Origin of the sequence: Candidatus Acididesulfobacter guangdongensis (assembly GCA_004195045.1) — a bacterium.
Classification (GTDB): Bacteria; SZUA-79; SZUA-79; order Acidulodesulfobacterales; family Acidulodesulfobacteraceae; genus Acididesulfobacter; species Acididesulfobacter guangdongensis.
Window position 1 is genome coordinate 479,504 of the sequence record SGBC01000003.1, and the last position, 20,849, is coordinate 500,352.

General features: G+C 33.6%; 15 protein-coding genes and 1 pseudogene. 9 read left to right on the forward strand and 7 right to left on the reverse strand.

The genetic code is table 11. The features are described 5' to 3' along the window. Positions 1–193: 193 nt before the first annotated feature. The 6 genes from EVJ46_08495 to EVJ46_08520 form a co-directional block, all read right to left on the reverse strand. Positions 194–661: a hypothetical protein gene (locus tag EVJ46_08495; GenBank protein ID RZD16214.1), complete on the reverse strand. Its 468-nt coding sequence runs from the start codon at positions 659–661 to the stop codon at positions 194–196. Positions 662–816: 155 nt separating this feature from the next. Continuing rightward, entirely contained in the window at positions 817–1,254 is a 438-nt protein-coding gene (gene fliJ, locus EVJ46_08500; GenBank protein ID RZD16215.1) for a flagellar export protein FliJ, read from the reverse strand. 155 nt (positions 1,255–1,409) lie between these two features. Beyond that, positions 1,410–3,713, reverse strand: coding sequence for a flagellar hook-length control protein FliK (locus tag EVJ46_08505; GenBank protein ID RZD16216.1), 2,304 nt, complete (start codon positions 3,711–3,713; stop codon positions 1,410–1,412). Between the two features lie 255 nt (positions 3,714–3,968). Then, entirely contained in the window at positions 3,969–5,786 is a 1,818-nt protein-coding gene (locus EVJ46_08510; GenBank protein RZD16217.1) for a flagellar hook-basal body complex protein, read from the reverse strand. Positions 5,787–6,197: 411 nt separating this feature from the next. Next, on the reverse strand, positions 6,198–6,947 hold the full coding sequence (locus tag EVJ46_08515) for a hypothetical protein (protein RZD16218.1): 750 nt from the start codon (positions 6,945–6,947) through the stop codon (positions 6,198–6,200). Between the two features lie 297 nt (positions 6,948–7,244). Then, on the reverse strand, positions 7,245–9,065 hold the full coding sequence (locus EVJ46_08520; GenBank protein ID RZD16219.1) for a sigma-54-dependent Fis family transcriptional regulator: 1,821 nt from the start codon (positions 9,063–9,065) through the stop codon (positions 7,245–7,247). Here EVJ46_08520 and EVJ46_08525 point away from each other — a divergent pair. From EVJ46_08525 to EVJ46_08555, 7 genes are all read left to right on the forward strand, one after another. Next, a complete protein-coding gene (locus EVJ46_08525; GenBank protein ID RZD16220.1) occupies positions 8,979–10,334 on the forward strand; it encodes a hypothetical protein in 1,356 nt (451 codons plus the stop codon). The two genes, EVJ46_08520 and EVJ46_08525, sit on opposite strands and share 87 nt — an antisense overlap. Before the next feature lie 249 nt (positions 10,335–10,583). Continuing rightward, a complete protein-coding gene (gene flgB, locus EVJ46_08530; GenBank protein RZD16221.1) occupies positions 10,584–11,012 on the forward strand; it encodes a flagellar basal body rod protein FlgB in 429 nt (142 codons plus the stop codon). 408 nt (positions 11,013–11,420) lie between these two features. After that, positions 11,421–11,813, forward strand: coding sequence for a flagellar basal body rod protein FlgC (gene flgC, locus EVJ46_08535; protein ID RZD16222.1), 393 nt, complete (start codon positions 11,421–11,423; stop codon positions 11,811–11,813). 423 nt (positions 11,814–12,236) lie between these two features. Next, on the forward strand, positions 12,237–12,566 hold the full coding sequence (fliE, locus tag EVJ46_08540) for a flagellar hook-basal body complex protein FliE (protein RZD16223.1): 330 nt from the start codon (positions 12,237–12,239) through the stop codon (positions 12,564–12,566). Between the two features lie 62 nt (positions 12,567–12,628). Continuing rightward, positions 12,629–14,230 (forward strand): flagellar M-ring protein FliF, encoded by a 1,602-nt coding sequence (gene fliF / locus EVJ46_08545; GenBank protein RZD16224.1) that lies wholly within the window; start codon positions 12,629–12,631, stop codon positions 14,228–14,230. Positions 14,231–14,232: 2 nt separating this feature from the next. Then, complete coding sequence (fliG, locus tag EVJ46_08550) at positions 14,233–15,234, forward strand: flagellar motor switch protein FliG (protein ID RZD16225.1); 1,002 nt, start codon at positions 14,233–14,235, stop codon at positions 15,232–15,234. A 16-nt stretch (positions 15,235–15,250) separates the two neighbouring features. After that, on the forward strand, positions 15,251–15,982 hold the full coding sequence (locus EVJ46_08555) for a hypothetical protein (GenBank protein ID RZD16226.1): 732 nt from the start codon (positions 15,251–15,253) through the stop codon (positions 15,980–15,982). Positions 15,983–16,023: 41 nt separating this feature from the next. On the opposite strand, the gene EVJ46_08560 is transcribed toward EVJ46_08555, so the two are convergent. Continuing rightward, positions 16,024–16,587: a hypothetical protein gene (locus EVJ46_08560; protein RZD16227.1), complete on the reverse strand. Its 564-nt coding sequence runs from the start codon at positions 16,585–16,587 to the stop codon at positions 16,024–16,026. A gap of 64 nt (positions 16,588–16,651) precedes the next feature. Here EVJ46_08560 and EVJ46_08565 point away from each other — a divergent pair. Then, positions 16,652–17,848, forward strand: a pseudogene (locus tag EVJ46_08565) (sigma-54-dependent Fis family transcriptional regulator). A 521-nt stretch (positions 17,849–18,369) separates the two neighbouring features. Further along, positions 18,370–20,325, forward strand: a complete 1,956-nt coding sequence (locus tag EVJ46_08570) for a tetratricopeptide repeat protein (GenBank protein ID RZD16228.1) — start codon at positions 18,370–18,372, stop codon at positions 20,323–20,325. The last annotated feature ends 524 nt before the right edge of the window (positions 20,326–20,849 follow it).

Genomic DNA, 20,849 nt, shown 5'->3' on the forward strand with positions numbered 1-20,849 from the left:
ATATTTTATAATGTTCTTGATTTTATAATGTTCTTGCGTAACCTATTATATAATTTGTATTATTATTTAGTATTATTATTTAATTAGATAATCTGCAACGTATAATCTGCAATCCTCTATGATATTAGCAATAATCATGCCATCAATCAAATGAAATAAATGTCATAATTTTGACAGCACTTATTTTGCTTTCTTATTTACCTGCTATACTGTTAGTAAAAAAAACTGCTGATTTTGTATTCATGCGGGAGATTATAGACGAAGCGGTTTTAGGATTCATGCTTGACAGAATATAAATGGCTATCTGCTTATTTATATGCGGAAGAATTGCGGCGGCTTTTCTTGGGCTCATAGAGGAATAAATTGCAATAAGACTTTTAATCTTAGATTTTTTAAGAGCTTTAGCGGCACTTATTTTAGTTTCGATGCTCTTTAATTCATTTAATTCTGTTTTAATCTGTTCTTTTAGAATCTGAATTTTAGACTGCTCTGCCGTCAATTTAGATGCATAAACGTTGCCTGCGTTAAAATAGAGCTGAAATAAAAAAATAAAAAAAAGAGCGAATAAAAAAAAAGAAAAAGCAAGAGCACGCCTTATTAAAGTTTGTTTAATTAAAAAATAAATATTTAAGATAAATCCGGTCAGCCTAATATTTTCCATAACAAAATTAATAATATAAAATAGTAAGATACATATTAAGACATAATGTTAATAAATTAAATTTCGATAAATAATCAACTCAGCAGATGAATTATATTTAGCTTTAAATAATAATTCAGCTCCGCAGAGGAATTATATAAACTATCAATAGTTATTCAGTTTCGCCGTGAATTATATTGATTTGACGTTAAATCATCCAAAAGCATTTCTTCTTTTTTAATTGAATTTAATTTATCTATAGCGAGATACTTTTCTTTTAATTTATTAATTTTTTCAAATTCTATTTTAGAGTTCAAAAGCGCAAGCCTTCTTTTTTCTAATTCCTTTTCTATAGTATCTTTTTCTTTCAACGTCTGATTTAAAGCGCTTAACAATCCGTTGTATCCGCTTTCCAGTACCATAAAGTCAGTTATGGATGAAACAGCAGCTGCGGTGTCTGGATAATTAGATTTATAACTTTCTATTTTATTTTTAATGTTATTTATGGTGAGATTAACCCTCAGATATTCTTTCTGAACCTTTGAAAACTCCACATAAAGTTTATCTTCTATTAATTTTCTGTAGTCTAAAATATTTTCAAATTTGAAAGGCATAATAAATTAGTATGTTTATGTTTATATTTGTGTTTATATTTAATTAGCATATTTATATTATTATAATATGCAACTTTGGATTATTTTTCGGATTTATACAGTTATTATTAAACCCTGATATATTTAATTTTTGTCATATTTTATGTCAGCTATATTTAAACAAAATAATCAATAACCGAATTGCCTCGCATGAGCGGCAGTGCTCCGCCGCTATTAATTGCGCCGCCGGATATGCTGCCGCCGTCAGCGTTTTTATATCCACTGTTTAGAGAGGAAGCATAATTTTTGCCGTCATTAGCGGAATAATTATCCGCAAAAGACTGAGAGCCGTCTCCGCCGCTATTATTAAACCCTGAACTTATATTTAAATTTATAGATGTAAATCCTTGATTTTTAAGAGCATCTGTAAGATTTGACGATGAAGACTGCAGCATATTTTTCGCTTCATTAGTCTGCGTTAAAATATTAACGGCTATTAATTTATTTAAACCGTTTACGCTGCTGCCGTCTGCGCCGGTGATAGAAAGATTAATTTTAATGCTGCCGAGCGAAGCCGGTTTTAATGTTATTACCGCCGACTGCATATTTTTTTTGAGCATAACGGACAGAGTGCTTGCGGTGAGTGACGCCGGACCTGTATTGTCGCCCGCTGCGCTATTTATATCATTATTCAGACTTGCAGCCAATTCATTTGAAAAATTAGAACCTGAACCATCTGCACCGCTTCCGTTTCCTGCCGCTCTGCCGCCGTTTAAAGAACCTAAAGAAACTGATGTTTGAGATAATCCACCGTTCAGTAAATCATTAAACTCTGCATTTTTACCGTCAAGCATGGTTAATTTAGTGTTTTCGCCGCTGTCTGAACTTAATTTGCCTGAATCTGTTCCGCCATTTAAAAAATAGGCAGATAAAACAGACATTTTTGCATTATTATTCTGTCCAGAATCTGACGATGATGAATTATCACCGTAGATGCCGTCATTAGTGCTATTTTTACCATTATTATAATATTTGCCGTATTCTTTTTCAGTATTATTCTTGCTAAGATTCATATTATTTGATTTTTCATAGCCGTTTTTGCTGTTTTTATTTAAAGAAGCAATATTTGATGAACCGCCGCTATTATTATCTCCGCTATAGTTGTTATCGGCATTTACATTATCTGCTATGCCGGCTGTGTTTGTAATACCGTTTTTAATACCTTTGCCGCTGCCTACGCCGCCGGCAGAGTCAGCTTTTCCGGCAGAATGGGAATCAGAACCGACCGTAATATCATTACCGGCGTTAACATCCATATTGCCGGCGCTTTTTACGTTTTTTAAACCGGCAGCGGCTGACGGGTTATTTGCTGCCGATAAATTATCCGATATAGAAACAGAAGCGTCTGATGATTTACCGTCTGTTTTTTCATTTCCTGAACCAATGTTATTATTAACATCGGTATTTTTGCTGCTTAATGAAGCTCTGGCGTCGGACATATTGCGGAAATCTGCTGCGCTGCCACTCTTTATAGCGGCAATACCAGTTTTGCTATTGCCGTTTATATCTGGACTGCTTCCGGCTTTATCTTTATTACCGGTTGAACCTGCATTATTTTCGGCATTTGAAGCCGCAGTTTTACTATCTGCTGCCGAGCCGTCGCCGTTTATGTCGGCTGCATTATTATAAGCAATATTCTTTGTATCTTTTTTGCCAATTGCGGACGTACCGCCGGCATTATTTGTGTTATAGCCGTTATTGTCTGTTTGTCCGCTGCTGTTGCTGCCGCTATTTGCAGTATCGGCCCCACCAGATGCAGTGCCGTTCCGGTTAAACGAATTATTATTACTTATAACCGCCGGAGCAGATGCACCAAGCGGTGCATAACCGTTCTGCATAGCGGTTAAAACTGTCGAAACGCTGCTGCTCGGCGAAATTTCATTTTTATTGTATGCGGCGCTGACGCCAGGAACAGCGCCATTAGAATCTAACTGGTCAGATAAACCGCTTTCTCCTGCGCCGTTTTGTACAGATGCCGCAGCACTTTGATTCTGCTGATTTAGCGACTCGGAAGGAGAAAGAGCTGAATAAGCGATGCCTGAAATTCCTTCGGCATACGGCGGTAATGCGCCGTATGAGCCGCCGTAAACTGCGGAAGCGCCGGTTCCTGAACCGCCGCCGGCAGTACCTGAGAATTCATTATTTAATATACTGCTCGCACCCACGCTTTCAGACGGATAATTAACGCCGGTCGATAAACTTGCCCCAGGTGCAGAATTTGCGGAAACAGAAACGTTATCTGAAAGCGTCGTATCAGTGTTAAAACTGTTAAGGATATTGCCGAATTCTGAAACAGCAGGCGAACCGGCATACGATAACGCCGTCAAGGACAAATCCAGCGCAGGCGAACCGGCAAAAATATTCGGCAGAACCGAACCTGCGACACCTGCTGCTGCCTGTAGTATATTAAAATTATTCATAATTTTTTATTTTTATTAAAAATTATTCAATAGCAATTTATCTGCCTATTTATTTATTATTTATTTATTTATTTTTTTATTCAATTAATTTTACATTTCTTTATTTATCCATTGATTTATTGCTTATTTAGCTACTTCTTCCCCCATTTATTTACCTGATTTACTTGCTTATTTTCTTTCTTACCTGCTACTCTATTTATTTTATTTATATTACATTATATATTACATTATATTATTACTTATTAATTTTCATAATTATGCAACAGCCTGTTCAAGAGATGTAAGCATTGCGTTTTCTGTGGTCAACACTTTTGAGTTTGCGACATAAGCGTTCTGGGCTATTATCATGTCGGTAAACTGGCTTGATATATTAACGTTAGACTGTTCCAAAGCCGAATCTGTTATATAGCCGAAATTTCCGGTTTGAGCCGTACCTATTGCCGGCTGTCCCGAAGCATAGCTCTGCGAATAAAGACTGTTGCCCTCAGATACTAAACCTGTAGGAGCTATAAAATTGGCAAGAGCGACCTGATATAAATATTTCGTCTGTCCGTTTGAAAATAAGCCCGTTATCCTTCCCGATTTATCAACAGTAAAACTCGTGAGTGTTCCGGTCGAATAGCCGTTCTGAATAAAAGAAGTGGTAGCGGACGGCGCTGCGTACTGTGTAAGATTATCCAGATTAAGAGCCACTGTTAAAGGCGAAGTAGCGCCGTCGGGGAGTTTTGTAGCGGTAGTCCCTCCGGCGTAAGCAGGAACATCCGTTATCGGCAATGATTGGCCGCTTGTGATAGTACCGTCTGTGCTAAATGTGATGTCAGGACTTGTTGAAGAAGAAGAAGTTATTGTGTTATAAGAAACCCTCTGGGCAGCCGTGCCGTTAATAGAATAATAGGCATTCCAACTTCCGGCGGTTGATGAAACAGGAGCAAATGTGACGGTTAGGGGTAAAGCATTCCCCAGCGAATCATATGTATTTATAGTAGTAGAATAATAATCGCTTGCCGGTCCTGCAATAACGTTCCCGCCTGCTTTAAAAGGTTCACTGGTATCGCCGGACGGCATAGCATTTTCTAAAGCTACCGTGCCCGGCGTTACAACACTTGAAACAGTATTTAAAAACTGGTACGAATCGCTTCCTGAACCACCGTTGCCGTCAGTATTTATCTGTATAGAGTCTCCAGAGGTTATGCCTGACGTAGAAGCTAGACCGAGAGTACCCTGCGAAATTGCGGTATTTTGCAAAAAAGAACTTGTAAGCGGCTGTGAAAAAGTGACTGAAGTGACGGATGATGAACTAGGTAACGGAGTTCCAGCATCTTCATATAAACCGCTATTAGTAAGAGTATAAGTAGCGCCGCTGCTAGTTGTATAGGATTTTACATCAAAGCTATTTGACGTGCCGTCTCCGTTTCCTATAAGTAATGATGTCGGAGCCTCACCTGCCGTACCTTTAAATGTCAAACCGCTTACGGCAACTGAGGATGCGCCTGCAGTGACAGATTTTGTCAAATATCCGCCCATAAAATCCCCAGCAGTTGTAGTCGGAGTATCCTGCGGACTTATATTAGAATCAAGATTTGCCGTTAATGTAGCCGTAGTCGTTGCTTTTGGCGATATCGCTCCGGTATTAAGGCTTATAGGCTGCGGAGAACCTGAAGAAGCTACCCCTGAAGAACTCAAAGGATAACCCTGAACTATATTCCCCGTCGGGTCAACAATATTTCCGCTGGCGTTCTCTGAAAATTGTCCGTTTCTCGTATAAAATGTGCTTCCGTTAGGCGCCTGCACGATAAAAAAACCGTTGCCGTCAATAGCCATATCAAGCGGATTTGACGTGGTCTGCAGAGCGCCCTGTCCGAACTCCTGCTGAATAGAATAAACGTCGGTGCCGAGTCCTTCCTGTGAACTTGATGTGCCGCTCATAGTCTGACTCACAAGATTTTCGAAAATAGGGTCGGAAGATTTAAACCCGTCCGTATTTGAATTGGCGATATTGTTACCTACGACTCCAAGATATGTCTGATTGGCATTTAATCCCGAAACTGCCGTAAAAAGAGCGTTGACTGACATACTGATATCTCCTTCCTAAAATATTTTTTAATTTATATTTTTTATATTTATACAACACGCTATAACTCTATACCTATATTATATTATATTATATTATAAAATTATGTGTATTTATATTACCTTAGTCCTGCAATAGAAAGTTATCTGCTCGGAAAAGGTGTCAGATTAATTTTTTTGCAAATATTTTCTTTGTTAATTGAACTACTCCATATGCAAAAAAATAAAATCTGACACCTTTTCCTTATGTTTTGCTTAACCGAGCAAAGAAATGCATAAATATTTTCTATTACAGTATTAAGATATTATAATTATAATGACATTTATATTATATAATTATAATAATTTTATCTCAATTATAATTACCCCATACTATAACCAATCGTAATATATCATCTTAATTTTTACAATATCTTAGCTTATGCCCTGCACGCTTGAAAGCGGCACAGTGCTTCCGTTGTTGAGTTCCAGTTCGACGGCTCCGCTTTTAGAGCTCGTAATCCCTGTAACTGTCCCGCCTGTCATAGTCTGTGCCGTAATGGACGTTCCAGACGAGTTTGCGGCATTTATAGAGAATGAATAATCGCCTTCCGGTGCCTGTGTGCCGGCATTTGTCATGCCGTTCCAATTATAGCTCTGATTTCCCGCCGTTTCAGCGCCGAGATTCGTGTTATATACAAGATTTCCCGATGAATTATATACATCTAAAGACGTACTCGACGAACTTTGAGGAAGCGAATAATCTAATGCTGCCGTTCCGCTGCCGCCGTATTGCAGAGAATTTCCGTTAGCCTGCACGGTATGCCCAACCAGATTGACGGCACTTCCCATTGCTGCCTGATTTTCCGACGAAACTAAACCTTTAATCGACGTGTTCATCGTACTCAATTCATTCATTGAATTAAACTGAGCCAATTCTGAAATAAAACTTGTATTAGACATCGGCTCCAGAGGATTCTGATTCTGAAGTTCTTTAACCATGAGCGTCATAAAAGAACTTTCGCTGACAAGGCTATTACTGCTGTTTGACGAAGAAGCGCTCCCGTACATATTAGTCGGAACAGACGGATTTGCCGTCTGAGAAGACGAGGAAGCCGGAATGATCGGTGACGAAGCAGCGCTTGAAGCCGCAGCTCCAGACCCAAATATATTATTTACAGCCATTTTATATTTCCTCCTTTAACTTTAACAATAAAGAGACATGCACTCTTTTATATTTATATTATTTATACCTTTTATTTTTCTATTTCCATTAACAGCGGAAAATTTTTCCTTATTTTATGCTTTTTTACGCTATTTTCATATCTTAGTGTTGTTTGAGCAATATTCGTGCCATATATTATTTTAACTATTTATTATTATTTATTGCTTAACATATATTAACGCGGTACTAATAATGCTAACTAATTGATATTATTCGCCAAACAATTAAATTTAAATAATTGCAGATTTAAAAAGTGTTTAATCTTTTGTATCAGTGCCTGACTCCGCTTCAAATTCTTTTAATTTATTCCTTAATGTTCTTGACGTGATACCGAGCAGTTCAGACGCTTTATTTTTATTTCCGCCGGTTTTTTTAAGCGCTTCGCCTATTAATTTTTTCTCCATTTCTCTGATGGTCGGAATATCGATGCAGCCTTCGGCGCCTTTACCGTATTTGGCAATATCATTATTAACACTGTCCGGATGATTGCTGTTCATAATATCGCAGGAAGAAACTACGTTATCATTGATATTGTCATTAATATTAGTATTTATATTGGTATAATTTCTATCGTCATCAATGTTTACATAATTTCTATTACCGCAGCTTTCATTTACGCAGTTTTCTGCGGCATAATCATTCTGAACGCTATTTGTATTGGTGTTGTTATCTCTGCTATTTTCACGGCTATTAAAATCGTCTGCTGAAACCGGCTTGTCGTGACTATGATATGTACCGCCGTTTACGTTTATATGATTTAAACCGCTTAAATGGGATATATTAAGCGTATCGCTGTTCTGAGCAAGTATAACGCCCCTTTCTATTATGTTCTCCAATTCTCTGACATTTCCTTTGTAATCGAGCGAAAGCAGGTAGGTTAGCGCCTCTTCCGATATTCTGCCGATTTTTCTAAAATATTTCATAGTATATTTGCGTATAAAAAATATGCTGAGCGGTTTTATATCTATTTTTCTCTCTCTTAACGGAGGCAGCTCAATAGGCAGAACATTTAGCCTATAATATAAATCTTCTCTGAACATTCCTTCTTCAACCATTTTTTTTAAATCTTTGTTGGTTGCGGCTATAACCCTCGAATTGATCCGGACAGGACTGTCTCCCCCTACCCTGTCTATATAATTTTCCTGAAGGGTCCTTAAAATTTTAGCCTGAAGATTTTTATCCATATCTCCGATTTCGTCAAGTAATATCGTACCGCCGTCTGCCAGTTCAAATTTTCCTATTTTTCTGGATGAAGCACCCGTAAACGCACCCTTCTCATGACCGAAAAGTTCGCTTTCAAGAAGCGTAGAAACAATTGCAGAACAGTTTACGGCAATAAAATCGCCCTTTCTTCCGGATTTATTATGAATATATTTTGCCGCAACTTCCTTTCCGGTGCCTGATTCTCCGGTTATTAAAACCGTAGCGTCTGTTGGAGCTATAACGTTTATAAAAGATTCTATTTCTTTCATTTTTTCCGATAAAAAAATGAAATCGTTTTTATTGCCGTTTAGTTGCGCATTGTCTAAAATATTTATATTTATGATAGACTTGCCGGAACTATTATCGGCATTATTTATAATTTGAGCGCTGTTAATATTATTTTTATCTGCATCAAAAGTATTATTAATATAATGAATAATACGTTCCTTGCTGTTTTTTATTATATTTTCCAAATCTGCTATGCCAAAAGGTTTTAGAAGATAATCGGCAGCTCCGTTCTTTATAGCCGATATTGCGCTTTCAATAGTGCCGTACGCGGTAATGATGACAAACGGTATATTATTAAATTCATCTATTGTCTTTAAACTATTTAAAAAGCTGACGCCGTCCATACCAGAAAGATTCAAATCTGAAATTATAAGGAAAAAATCATTGAAATGTTTTCCGTTTATGTTTTTATTTATATATTCCAGCGCATCTTCTGCAGAGGAAAAAATTTCCCCTTTCATATTTAACTTGGAAAGACCGAGACTTAATGCAGAACGCATATGAGGGTCGTCATCGACTATCATAATTTTATCGCCTATTTTGGCTGTTTCACCTACAGTTCCGGATATAATTCTATTTTCAGTCATTATAATAAAACCTCTGAATACTTTCTGAATATTTATTTTATTGCTTTATGCTTTCTTTATTATGATAAAATATACAATATGGAAAAAAAAGAAAAAAAGGCTAAGCCAGCCGATACAGACATTATATCAGAAACTTTCAGTATTAATCCAGACAGAGAATCATTAGAAAAAGCTTTTAAATCGTTTGAACTTGCTTCTGTAAAGCTGTCTGCGTATTATAACAGTTTGGAAGAAAAAATAGTAGATTTAAAGGAAAACCTAAACGCCGTCCTTGAAAGTATGCCGCTCGGCGTTGTAGTCACGGACGAACTGAACAGGATAACATTTATAAATAAATATCTGGACGCCCTGATTCCGGGCGGTAATTTAATTAAATATTTAAACAGCGATATAAATAATTTTTTTGAAAATTTCTTTGAAAAAGAATCAATTGAAGATTTCATAAAACCCATTTTCAACCCGTTTGAAAAAGCAATGCGTATCTCAGATAATAAATCCATCCCTATTTTTGCTTATGTAAAAATTTTGTACGGCAAAGATAAAAAATTTTCCGGCAGAATTTTTATTTTTCAAAATATTGAGGAAATTAAAAAAACAAAGAGGCTTGCAGAAATTGGCGAAATGTCGGCGAAAGTCGCCCATGAAATAAGAAATCCTTTAGGTTCCGTCGAACTTTTCGCGTCAATTTTATACACTGAACTTACAGACGAAAGGCACAGGGAAATAATTTCCAATATAATTTCAGCCGTCAAAAATATGAACACTACTATAACTAATCTCCTTGAATTTTCAAAAAATATAAAGCCGGATATTTCAAAACAGAATTTATACGACATATGTAAAAATTCAATACTTTTTGCTTCGCATATTATAAAACAGAAAGATATTGCTATAATGGAAAATATTGACAGGAATATTTTCATAAATGCAGATAAAAATCTTATAACCCAGTGTTTTTTAAATATTATAATAAACGCCTGCCAGTCTGTTCCTGACGGCTGCGGTACTATTAAAATAAACTGCGCCGTAATAAAAAACGATTCGAACGATACCGACTATATATGTATAACATTTGAAGATAACGGTAAAGGATTTGAAAAAGAAAGCATAGGGAAAATATTTACCCCTTTTTTTTCAACTAAAAAAAGCGGAGGCACAGGGTTAGGTCTTTCTATCGCCTTAAATAATGCTATATTGCACGGCGGTTATATTACAGCCGAAAATTCGTCCGGAGGCGGCGCAAAAATACAGGTATATCTGCCAAATTAACTGCAGCTGCTCAATTAATTGATTGGCTGTCGATAAGTTAGATTATTTTGTTAATTAAAAGATTAGTTAATACATTGGTTAATAGATTGATTAAATAATTAATAGATAGAAGAGTTAATAATGTATCGATAAATCAATTAGGTTAATGAACATTATTATTAATAAATAGATTTATCGTTATAAAGAACAATTAAATAATAAAAAAATAAAATAATAGATTATGGCATAAATATTGCATTTAATTAACACATGGAACTTTTTGGAAAAATATACGGCGTATTAGATGAAAGTTTAAATGTCCTGAGCGCCAGACAGAATGTTATAGCTTCAAATATCGCCAATGCCAATACACCGGGCTACAAGGAGAAGACTGTTAATTTTGAAAAAATTATGCAGGATGCCGTCGGCTCTGAAAATTCTCTCAACTTGAAAACAAACAGTCCTAAAGACTTTATAAATCTTGGTGTCAATAATATTAACAATTCTGAAAGTTTCAGCAGCGCAAATATAGAAGCTCAAAAAGTTCAGTCCGTACCGGCGCTTGACGGTAATACGGTGAATATGGGTACCGAAATGGCGGAAATGTCTGCTAACGCGATAAGGTTTGAGGCAGTCTCTACACTTCTTTCTAAGAAGTTTACGATGCTTAATTATGCTATTACGCAAACTACGCCGTAATTTGCATATAAAATATAATTCTGCTGCTTTTTTTATTTTGAGGTTGCTGTTTTGATAAATTTCTTACATTAATTAATAATAAAATAAAAATTAATAAATCAATAAATTAATAATAATATCATTAGGTAAATAATTGGATAATTTGATAAATTTCTTACATTAATAATAAAATAAAAAATTAATAGAATATAAGAATAATAACCTTAATCCCACAATAGAAAATATTTATGCATTGCTTTGCTCTGTCAAGCAAAATATAAGAAAAAGGTGTCAGATTTTATTTTTTTGCATATGAAATAGTTTAATTAACAAAGAAAATATTTGAAAAAAAATTAATCTGACACCTTTTCCGAGTAGATAACTTTCTATTGCAGGATTAAGAAATAAATAAAACAAGAGGTAGACAAAATGAGTTTCAATGTTTCGCTGCAGATTGCGGCAGAAGGGTTAAACGCAGAAAGAATAAGAATGAATGTTATATCCTCTAATCTTGCCAATATAAATACCGATAACGCCGGCAACGGTCTGCCGTACGTAAAAAAAGAACCTGTATTTAAAACTACCGATTTCGGAAATTATTTCGGCGTAGAGGTCGATAAAATTGAAAACTCAAACGACCCTTTTTCTTTAAAGTACGATCCGTCAAATCCTTTAGCTAACAAAGCCGGCTATGTTAAGATACCTAATATTTCTTCTATACGTGAATTAGTCGATATGATTTCCGCTACACGGGCGTATCAGGCTGATTCTCAGGTTATAGCCGAATCTAAAGCGATGTCTCAGGCATCTTTAAAGATTTAAAAAAAGATTTAAAAAATATTTAACTTTAAAATTTTAACAAATACTTAATATTTCGAAACAGATAAAAGCAACAGATAAAAGCACAGGTTGCAATTTTTGATATAATATTTAAATACAAAAGATAAAAAAGCACAGATTGGGATTTATCAATTAAAGCTCAATTTAAAGATTAATTTTTGACGTTAAAAATTTGACACTTGATAAAATAATTTATAAAATATTAGAATGTGGATGTAATATTAAGTATTAATATATCATCTTAAAAATCTTAAATATAAATAAACGGTAAACAAATAAATAAATAAATAAGCAAATAAACAGGCAAATAAATCCATAAACAAATAAACAAATAAATAAGTAAGTAAGTAAACAGGCGAATAAGTAAATAAATAAATAACTAAAATTTAAATTAGGGGTATTTGTATGACAATTCCTATAAATAGCATAAATATTAATTCCATAAAAGAATTAAATCCTGATAATATAACAAATCCTGCTTCGCCGTCATCTTCATCCTCTGACGGCAGCGGCTCCGGAAGTTTCGCAGATACTCTTTCCGGATATATAAATAAGGTCAACGATTCTCAAATAGAGGCTAATAAACAGGCGGAAATGATTGCTACCGGAAAATCTTCAAACATACATCAAGCTATGATCGATATGGAGAAGGCAAATGATTCTTTCGAACTTATGATGCAGATGAGAAATAAAATAATTACGGCTTATAATACCGTTATGGATATGCAGGTTTAGTTAGATAATATCACTAATTACTTTAATCATTGATTATCTTATTAATATGACAGATGCGATAAATGGCAGCTACAGCTAAAGATTTCGGAGCACAATTTAAAAAATTTTATACAGACTTGTCAATAGAGCGCAAAATAATATTTGCAGTTCTTATAGCCGGAGTTTTAGCCGCTATTTATTTTATGGCTATGTACGCTTCTGCGCCTAAATACCGTGTTTTATTTTCTAATCTAAATCCGTCCAGCGCATCGGCTATAATAAATAAATTGCACACCTATGCAATACCTTATAAACTCGCAGACCAGGGCAAAACTATTTTAGTTCCTAAAAGCAAGGTTTATCTTACAAGACTGAAACTAGCTTCGGCGGGGCTACCCAGACAGGAAGGCGTCGGATTTTCTATATTTGACAAATATCAGATAGGCATGACGGATTTTATTCAGCATGTCGAATACCAGCGGGCATTGCAGGGAGAACTTGAACGAACTATAAACGAACTTAATCAGGTAAAATATTCAAAGGTTATCATTGTCCTGCCGCGCCATTCCGTTTTTGTTACAAGGAGAATCCCCGCAAAAGCCTCCGTCATCATCAAACTGCGTCCGGGAACAAGCCTGAGCAGACAGGAAATTCAAGGTATTTTACATCTTGTCGCCAGCTCCGTTCAGGGATTGAAATCAAAAAATATTACGATAGTAGATACTAAAGGCAAGATACTTTCTCTGCCGCACAGAAAAAATTTTGTCTATTCTACTTATCAGCTTAGCTATGTAAAAAAAGTAGAACTCAGCCTTGAAAACAAAATTGACAACATGCTAGTGCCGGTTGTCGGAAGCGGCAACGTTGTATCTAAAGTATTTGTCAAAGTTAATTTTTCAAAAAAAGTAGAATCCAAAGAAACATATAATCCCAACACGACCGCCATCGCGTCTCAGGAAACTTATAAATCGTCTTCCGTAGGCGCTGTTAAACCTAAAGGCGTACCAGGCGCAAAATCAAACCTGCCGCCCGGGAAAGTGCCGATTCCCGTTATGACGCCTAAAAAAGATAATGTAAAAAAAGTAATTACAAATTATGATGTCTCAAAGAAAATAGAAAAAATTTCTTATCCTGTTGGAACTATTCAGAAAATTGACGCCTCTGTCTTAGTCAACGGAACATATATAAAAATAAAAAATAAAGCTGGAAAAATCACGGCAAAATATACGCCTAGACCTGCAAGCCAGATTGCATTATTTAAAAATATAGTAAAAACCGCAATCGGTTACTCAAAGTTGGCTAAAGACAAAGTTATAGTTGCAAATATGCCTTTTAAAAAGGTCTCGCGATACATCCCTGCTCCGCCTAAAAAAACATTTGTAACAATAATCAAATCACATTTAATGGAGATAATAAAATATTTTGTAATACTTATAGCAGTACTTCTTTTAATATTATTGGTTTTAAAACCGATAATGAGCTATATTACGGCGTATAAGCACAAAGAAGAGGAAGAAAATTTGGAAGACCGCAGGGGTGAAGCGATAGCTCAGCTTAAAGAGCAGGAACCGCCTAAACCTGAACCTACTCTAAAAGAAGTGGCGATGAATATTGTTCACACAGACCCGGAATCGGCTACTAATTATGTTAAAACCCTTTTAAGAGAAAATGGAAGGGACGTATAAATATGGCAAAAAAATTTATAGGACCTGAAAAAGCCGCAGCATTTCTTGTTTCAATAGGCGAAGATGCCGCTTCAGAGATATTTAAGAAATTAGACCTTGTTGAAATTCAAAAAATAACAAAATATATGAATCAGCTTCCGCCTATTTCCAAAGAGGATTCTGATGCTATACTTAAAGATTTCAATTCAAATTTCGGCAATGTGGATTTAGTTATTAAAGCCGACGATTACGTGAAAAATTTAATTGCAAGGTCGCTTGATCCTGAGAAAGCTAAAAAAGTTTTGGATAATTTACACGGTCCTATAGAAGAAGAAGGTTTAGAGACATTAAAATGGCTCGACCCCCACGTTATAGCCGATTTTGTCAGAAATGAACATCCTCAAACCGTCGCTCTTATACTGGGACATCTTGAACCGATGCAGGCTGCGGCAGTTTTAAGCCTCCTGCCTGCATCAGTAAGGTCTCAAGTGGTTTTCAGACTGTCTAAACTGGAAAGAATCCCGCCCGGCGTTATAAAAGACCTTGACGAAGTGCTTCAGGAACAGCTGAAATCTGCCGGTTCTACCCAGAGCAAATTAGTCGGGGGCGTTAAAATAGTCGCCGAGATACTTAACAATATGGATAAATCTATTGAAGAGCCTATTATGAACGATATCGAAAAACTTGACAAAGAAGAGGCTGAAAAAATAAGAGAACTGATGTTTACCTTTGACGACCTTGCCGAAGTTGACGATAAATCTATGCAGGTTATTCTGCGTGAAATTTCTCACGATCAGATAGTTATGGCTCTCAAAGCAGCGGGCGACGAAGTGAAAGATAAAATTCTTGCAAACGTTTCAAAAAGAGCGCAGGAAATGATAGTTGACGACCTTGAAGCTATGGGACCAAAAAAACTTTCCGAAGTTGAAAAAGTTCAGCATGAAATATTAAAAATTGCTAGAAGATTAGAAGATGAAGGCAAAATAAGCATTGCGGTAAAATCGGAAAGCGAAAAACTTGTATAAAGTAAAATAAAAAATTATGTCAAATGTTATTAGAAATTTTGAGGTTAATTTAGAAAGCGATACGATATACGACGGTTCTAAAATTATTTTAGCAAATGTTATTAAAAGCGGAAATATTGAAGAAGACGAAGAATTGCTTAATGCCCTTGAAGCTGTTTCTCCGGTAATTCAGAAATTTATTTTAAATCATATAGAAAGCTATAAAAGAAAATTAAATAAAACAATTGAAGATAAGGGTGAAATAATATTTAAAGAAAATAAAGCCAATGGATATACTGAAGGTTTTAAGACAGGTAAAATAGAAGCCATTCAATCTTTAGCAAAAGAAGTCAAAAATATGACGCAAGTTGCATCAGACATCGGTCAATTTAAAAATGTTTTATACAATGATGTCAAAAAAGAAACTATTGAACTATCGTTAAAAATTGCCGAAAAAATAGTAAACTCCGCAGTTCTGTCCGACAATGATTTTTTAAAAAGTACAATATCTGCCGTCTTGGATAGAGCTGCAGATTCTACAAATATTATTATATATTTGAATCCTTCCGATTATAATTCATTCAGCAAAAATTCTGAAACGGCAGAAACTCTGTCAAAAAATAAACAATCTAAAATTTCGTTTATGTCAGACCCTAATCTGCTGCCTGGGAATACCTTTATTAAGACAGATTTTGGGGAAATAGACGCTAGAATAGAAACTCAGCTAAAGCAGATAGAAAAAGCTTTTAATAAAATTATTCCAGACTGATAACAATAACAATACGTGACAACAATATATTGGAGAGAATTTTAAAGTTTTTTAATTTTTCGCATTTTCAGCCTTTCTTTTTTAGAGAGTCTATGCGGATTACCTTTTTTCTTGGTATTCTTTGAATGTTCATGCCCGCCGCAAAATTCATCGTCTCCGTCGCAAGCCGTAAAATCATAATCGTTGGAATAATTACCTTCGTCTTCCTCTTCACTGATAATATTGTTAATTATAACTTTAAATTCTTCCGGACTTATACTTGAAACGTTATCTAATCTTTCAACATATCTTTTAATTTCATTATCATTGGTGACTACTAACGAATTCCTGATATTTTCCGCTATTCGCATTATAACGGCATCAGCTTTTTCACCTCTTTTTGAATAGATTACTTCAATATTTCCCATGTTATATTTTGACTCAAAAGGTTCCTGCGTCAAATAACCGTCAAAAACAACTATCACTTTATTTTTTTTTACATTATAATATCTTGATAGTAAAATAATAGTGTTATTCCGTAATTCCTGTAATTTTTCAGATTTTACGTTTATTTTGAAATAAGAATTAAATATAAAATTATATCCGTCAATTATTACTGTAATCATAATACATAATACCTTTAGCTTTAATTATAAATTAAAAAATTATTTAAAAAATTATAAATTAAAAATGACACGCGGCAGTCAGACAGAGAATGTTTTTCCATACCTTGCGTATATAGTTGCGCAAAAAGAAGAAACCGAAAATTTTATAAAAAAAGCTCTTTTAAAAACATTATCTGCAGATAAAATAAAACTGCTTAAAAATTGCGGCGAACTTCCAAAACATTTCGAAAATCCGACTTATATTATTTTTCAGTATAATCCGCTCAATATTTCTCATATTGCAAAAATAGGTCCTAAAAGAAATATAAATCTTTTTGCATATATCGAACATATCCATGACTTATCTGAAAAAAATATTTTAGAGCTCATAAAACATAAAATAGACCATGCTCTGTATCCTGAAAATATCAGCCAAATTAAATTTGAAAACTTTGTAGATTCCAAAATTTTTAAAAAGAAAAATAGCAATGCATTTGTAGATATAGAATCTTCCCTTTTAGAAGATATTAACACAGAATTAGAAGAAAATATATACGGTATTTCTTCTAAACTAAAAAAAATTATAGACGGCATAGAGAAAATCGCTCTTTCAGACAGCAATGTGCTAATAACGGGAGAATCAGGAACAGGCAAAGAACTTATAGCAAAATTAATTCACCAAAAATCTAAAAGAAATAAAAAAAATATTGTTCCTGTTAACTGCGGCGCAGTGCCCGGAGAATTGTTAGAAAGCGAATTATTCGGTTACAAAAAAGGCGCTTTTACAGGCGCTTATGCCGATAAACCCGGAAGATTTGAATTGGCTAACCAATCTACAATTTTTCTTGACGAAATAGGCGATATGAATTTTAGTCTTCAGGTAAAGTTGTTAAGAGTGATACAGGAACATGAAATTGAGCCGGTCGGTTCGATAAAACCGGTTAAAGTAGATTGCCGAATTATCACCGCTACAAACAAAAATTTAGAAGAACTTATAGCAAAAAATCTGTTCAGGGAAGACTTATTTTATAGAATTAATGTAATACCTATACATATTTTACCTTTAAGAGAAAGAAAACCTGATATAATTTTATTAATATACCATTTTCTGAAAAAGTTTGCCATTGCAAAAAACAATAAAGTTTTCGGAATGTCCGAAAACGCCGTTAAAATTCTTCTGAGCTATGACTGGTTCGGCAATATCAGAGAATTAGAAAATATCATGGAAATGCTTGTAGTTTTAAACGAAAGCGGCGTAATTTCAGAAGATGAAATACCGGATAAATATTTTAAAAACTCAGATATAAATAAAATATATAAAGACAATACAGCTGCAGATCCCGATACAGCCGCTAATGACAAAAATTTGAATGATTCTAACGAACCTAACGAAATATATGATTTTAATTTAAATAAAAATATTATAAACACAGATAAAAATTCTAATAAAACTAATGAAATATATAATGATACCAATTCAAATAAAAATACGATAAACAGTTATGAGTTAAATAAGTTAAATAAATCAGACTTAGATTTAAATAAAAAAAATTCAGATACGATAAATAATTCAGATTTAAATAAATCTGATTTAAATAAAAATTTAATCAATTCAGACACGATAAACAGTTATGATTTAAATAAAAATACAATAAATTTAAAAAATGAGGTCGAACGTTTCGAATTACAGCTTATAAAACAGGCTCTGGAAATTTCAAACGGCGTAAAAGACAAAGCGGCAAAACTCTTGGGTATAAACAGAACCACGCTTATAGAAAAAATAAAAAGGTACGGCGGCAAATAATGAACAGAAAATCGGTTTTTATTTTAATAATCTTCATTGTATTCATTGTATTTTTATATATGCTGACTTTTACGTCAGTGCATCAGGCATTCAGCGCAAACAGCGGCAGCATTGCGTCAAACAGCAGCATCCACGTTGCCGCCGCTTTCCAGAATAAGGCTGCCGTTCTTTATAGAAAAGCCGATAATTATTACAAATCTAAACAATACGGTAAATCATGCCGTTTATTGAAATTTATTCTGGATAATTATTCGTTAAACAAATTAAATGACGCAAAAGTATATTTTCTGTTGGGGAAAATTTACTTCCTTAATAACGATTTTTTAGTAGCTAAGCCGTATTTTCAGCATATTATTTTTAAAGAACCTAACTATTCAAAGATATATTCTGTGGTTTATTTTATGGCAAAATGCGACTTTAATCTTAAAAATAAAAGACGTTCGGTGAGAGATTTTAAATTTCTGGTAAAAAAGACCGAAGAAAAAATCAAAGCGGGTAAAAGATTAAACTATATGAAAAGGCTGCACCTAAAATCTTTGATTTACCTTGGAGCATCATATGAAGAATCCGTCGATATTAAAAATGCCGTTAAAATATTAAACAATAAGAAATTGCGCTACATTTTAAGTAAAAACGCTTTTTTATTAACAAGAGGCAATAATTTTAATAAAATATATCTGAACTACCTTATTAATACTAAATCTGATTTTAAGAAGGCTCTTTTGGTTTTAAATATTAAACATCTTTTTAAACCGTATAGAAAAGACCTGTGCTATAAAAGTTATTTTGAAGGATTGATATTTTTAAAACGTAAACAATATGTGTTTGCATCTAAAGATTTTAGAATTAGTTTAAAATATTGCGGCAAAAATTATTATTATAATATATCAATGTTGAAATACGGGGAATCTTTAATTGGAGAAAATAAAACAAATACTATACGGAACGGTTTGAAATTAGTTGATTTTGAAAGCGAAAATATAGACTACCCTTCTATTCAACTGTCAGCTCTCAAATATTTATTTAAATATTATTCGATGCTAAATAATTATAATAAAAGTTTTAATTGTATAAGCAGAATATTATTTAATTTTCAGAACAGTCTGAAAAACAAAAAAAAATATCAGAAAATAGCTTCAAAACTATTATATAAGGCAATGAAAAATAATTTCTTAAAGCACCGTTATAACAAATCATTAAAAATGTATAAACGCAAATCTTTTCTGATAGGAAAACATAATTTAAATTCAGATATATATTATATGCTTTCTGAAATATACCTTAAAAAAGGCAATGTAAAACAGGCGATATATTATGCAAATAAATATTACAATAGAAACAAGAATATTAATTCGTTGTATTATTTAGCCCATATTTATTATATGGCAAAAAATTATAAACATTCATTAAAATTAGCAGATAACATTAAATTGCCTCTAATTAAAAATGAAATCCTGTTTGAGAAGGTATTAAATCTTAAAATTCATGATAATAAAAGATTGGGTCTTAAAAAAAACATGCTGAAACTTCTTAATGAAAATTTAAACAGACTCAAAGGAAAAGAATACGTTAAAACATTATACCGGTTAGCTATGAGCGATTATAACAGCGGTTTGACAGATAAATCGCTGCGTTATTTCAATCTTTTGCTCAATAACAATCTTGCAAAAAAAGAGCCTGCTATAATAAACTCAGGCTATTACCATTCAGGAATAATATACTATAAACTGAAACAATTTAATAATGCCCTGCGCTATTTTACAAAAGCCTATAAAATGCAGCCTGCGGGGAAACATTTTCAATACGAACTATCCCAGATAGGCTATATTTATTTGAAAAACAAAAATTATAAAAAAGCTATTAAATACTACGAAATATTGAAAAAAAACGGCAGTTCTTCTTTTTATAAGAATCTGGCAAAATCTATGATACAGGCTATAAAGCTGAAAAACTGAAATAAATATATCTTAAACCCAATTTCACCATAATTATCTCAATACACTGATATTACTACTATATTTATGGGGTAATAAAAATGTCTGCGGGAACTACAAAATAAAAAATAAAATATAATAATATCAATTTGTTATAATTTTAGAATAATAAAAGTGGTGAAGTTGTGTTAATATTCATCGCAATACCGGAATATTATCGTACCGCTCTGCCGTCATCTTAAAGACACAATAAACGGTCTTGTAAATTTTGAATAGATTAAAACATCATTTATATCCATATTTTTAATTTCATCGGCGTTCATTAACGGAAACAATCCTGATGCAACCGGTGTTTCCCTTTTGCTATTTAATCCGATTGCAGCTAAAATATCGTCAAGTTTTTTATTGTAAATACTGCTGTAGATTCCAAAATTTATTGATACTATTTAAAATTATTTTTTTTGATTTTATCATATTTTTTAAAAATATAAATTACAAAATTTAATGAAACTATACCACAATATAATGAAAATAACTTGACAAAT

Coding starts and splice junctions, on each gene's coding strand:
- EVJ46_08495 (RZD16214.1), bottom strand. CDS start 661: ATGGAAAATATTAGGCTGACCGGATTTATCTTAAATATTTATTTTTTA.
- fliJ (RZD16215.1), bottom strand. CDS start 1,254: ATGCCTTTCAAATTTGAAAATATTTTAGACTACAGAAAATTAATAGAA.
- EVJ46_08505 (RZD16216.1), bottom strand. CDS start 3,713: ATGAATAATTTTAATATACTACAGGCAGCAGCAGGTGTCGCAGGTTCG.
- EVJ46_08510 (RZD16217.1), bottom strand. CDS start 5,786: ATGTCAGTCAACGCTCTTTTTACGGCAGTTTCGGGATTAAATGCCAAT.
- EVJ46_08515 (RZD16218.1), bottom strand. CDS start 6,947: ATGGCTGTAAATAATATATTTGGGTCTGGAGCTGCGGCTTCAAGCGCT.
- EVJ46_08525 (RZD16220.1), top strand. CDS start 8,979: ATGAGGGTCGTCATCGACTATCATAATTTTATCGCCTATTTTGGCTGT.
- EVJ46_08520 (RZD16219.1), bottom strand. CDS start 9,065: ATGACTGAAAATAGAATTATATCCGGAACTGTAGGTGAAACAGCCAAA.
- flgB (RZD16221.1), top strand. CDS start 10,584: ATGGAACTTTTTGGAAAAATATACGGCGTATTAGATGAAAGTTTAAAT.
- flgC (RZD16222.1), top strand. CDS start 11,421: ATGAGTTTCAATGTTTCGCTGCAGATTGCGGCAGAAGGGTTAAACGCA.
- fliE (RZD16223.1), top strand. CDS start 12,237: ATGACAATTCCTATAAATAGCATAAATATTAATTCCATAAAAGAATTA.
- fliF (RZD16224.1), top strand. CDS start 12,629: ATGGCAGCTACAGCTAAAGATTTCGGAGCACAATTTAAAAAATTTTAT.
- fliG (RZD16225.1), top strand. CDS start 14,233: ATGGCAAAAAAATTTATAGGACCTGAAAAAGCCGCAGCATTTCTTGTT.
- EVJ46_08555 (RZD16226.1), top strand. CDS start 15,251: ATGTCAAATGTTATTAGAAATTTTGAGGTTAATTTAGAAAGCGATACG.
- EVJ46_08560 (RZD16227.1), bottom strand. CDS start 16,587: ATGATTACAGTAATAATTGACGGATATAATTTTATATTTAATTCTTAT.
- EVJ46_08570 (RZD16228.1), top strand. CDS start 18,370: ATGAACAGAAAATCGGTTTTTATTTTAATAATCTTCATTGTATTCATT.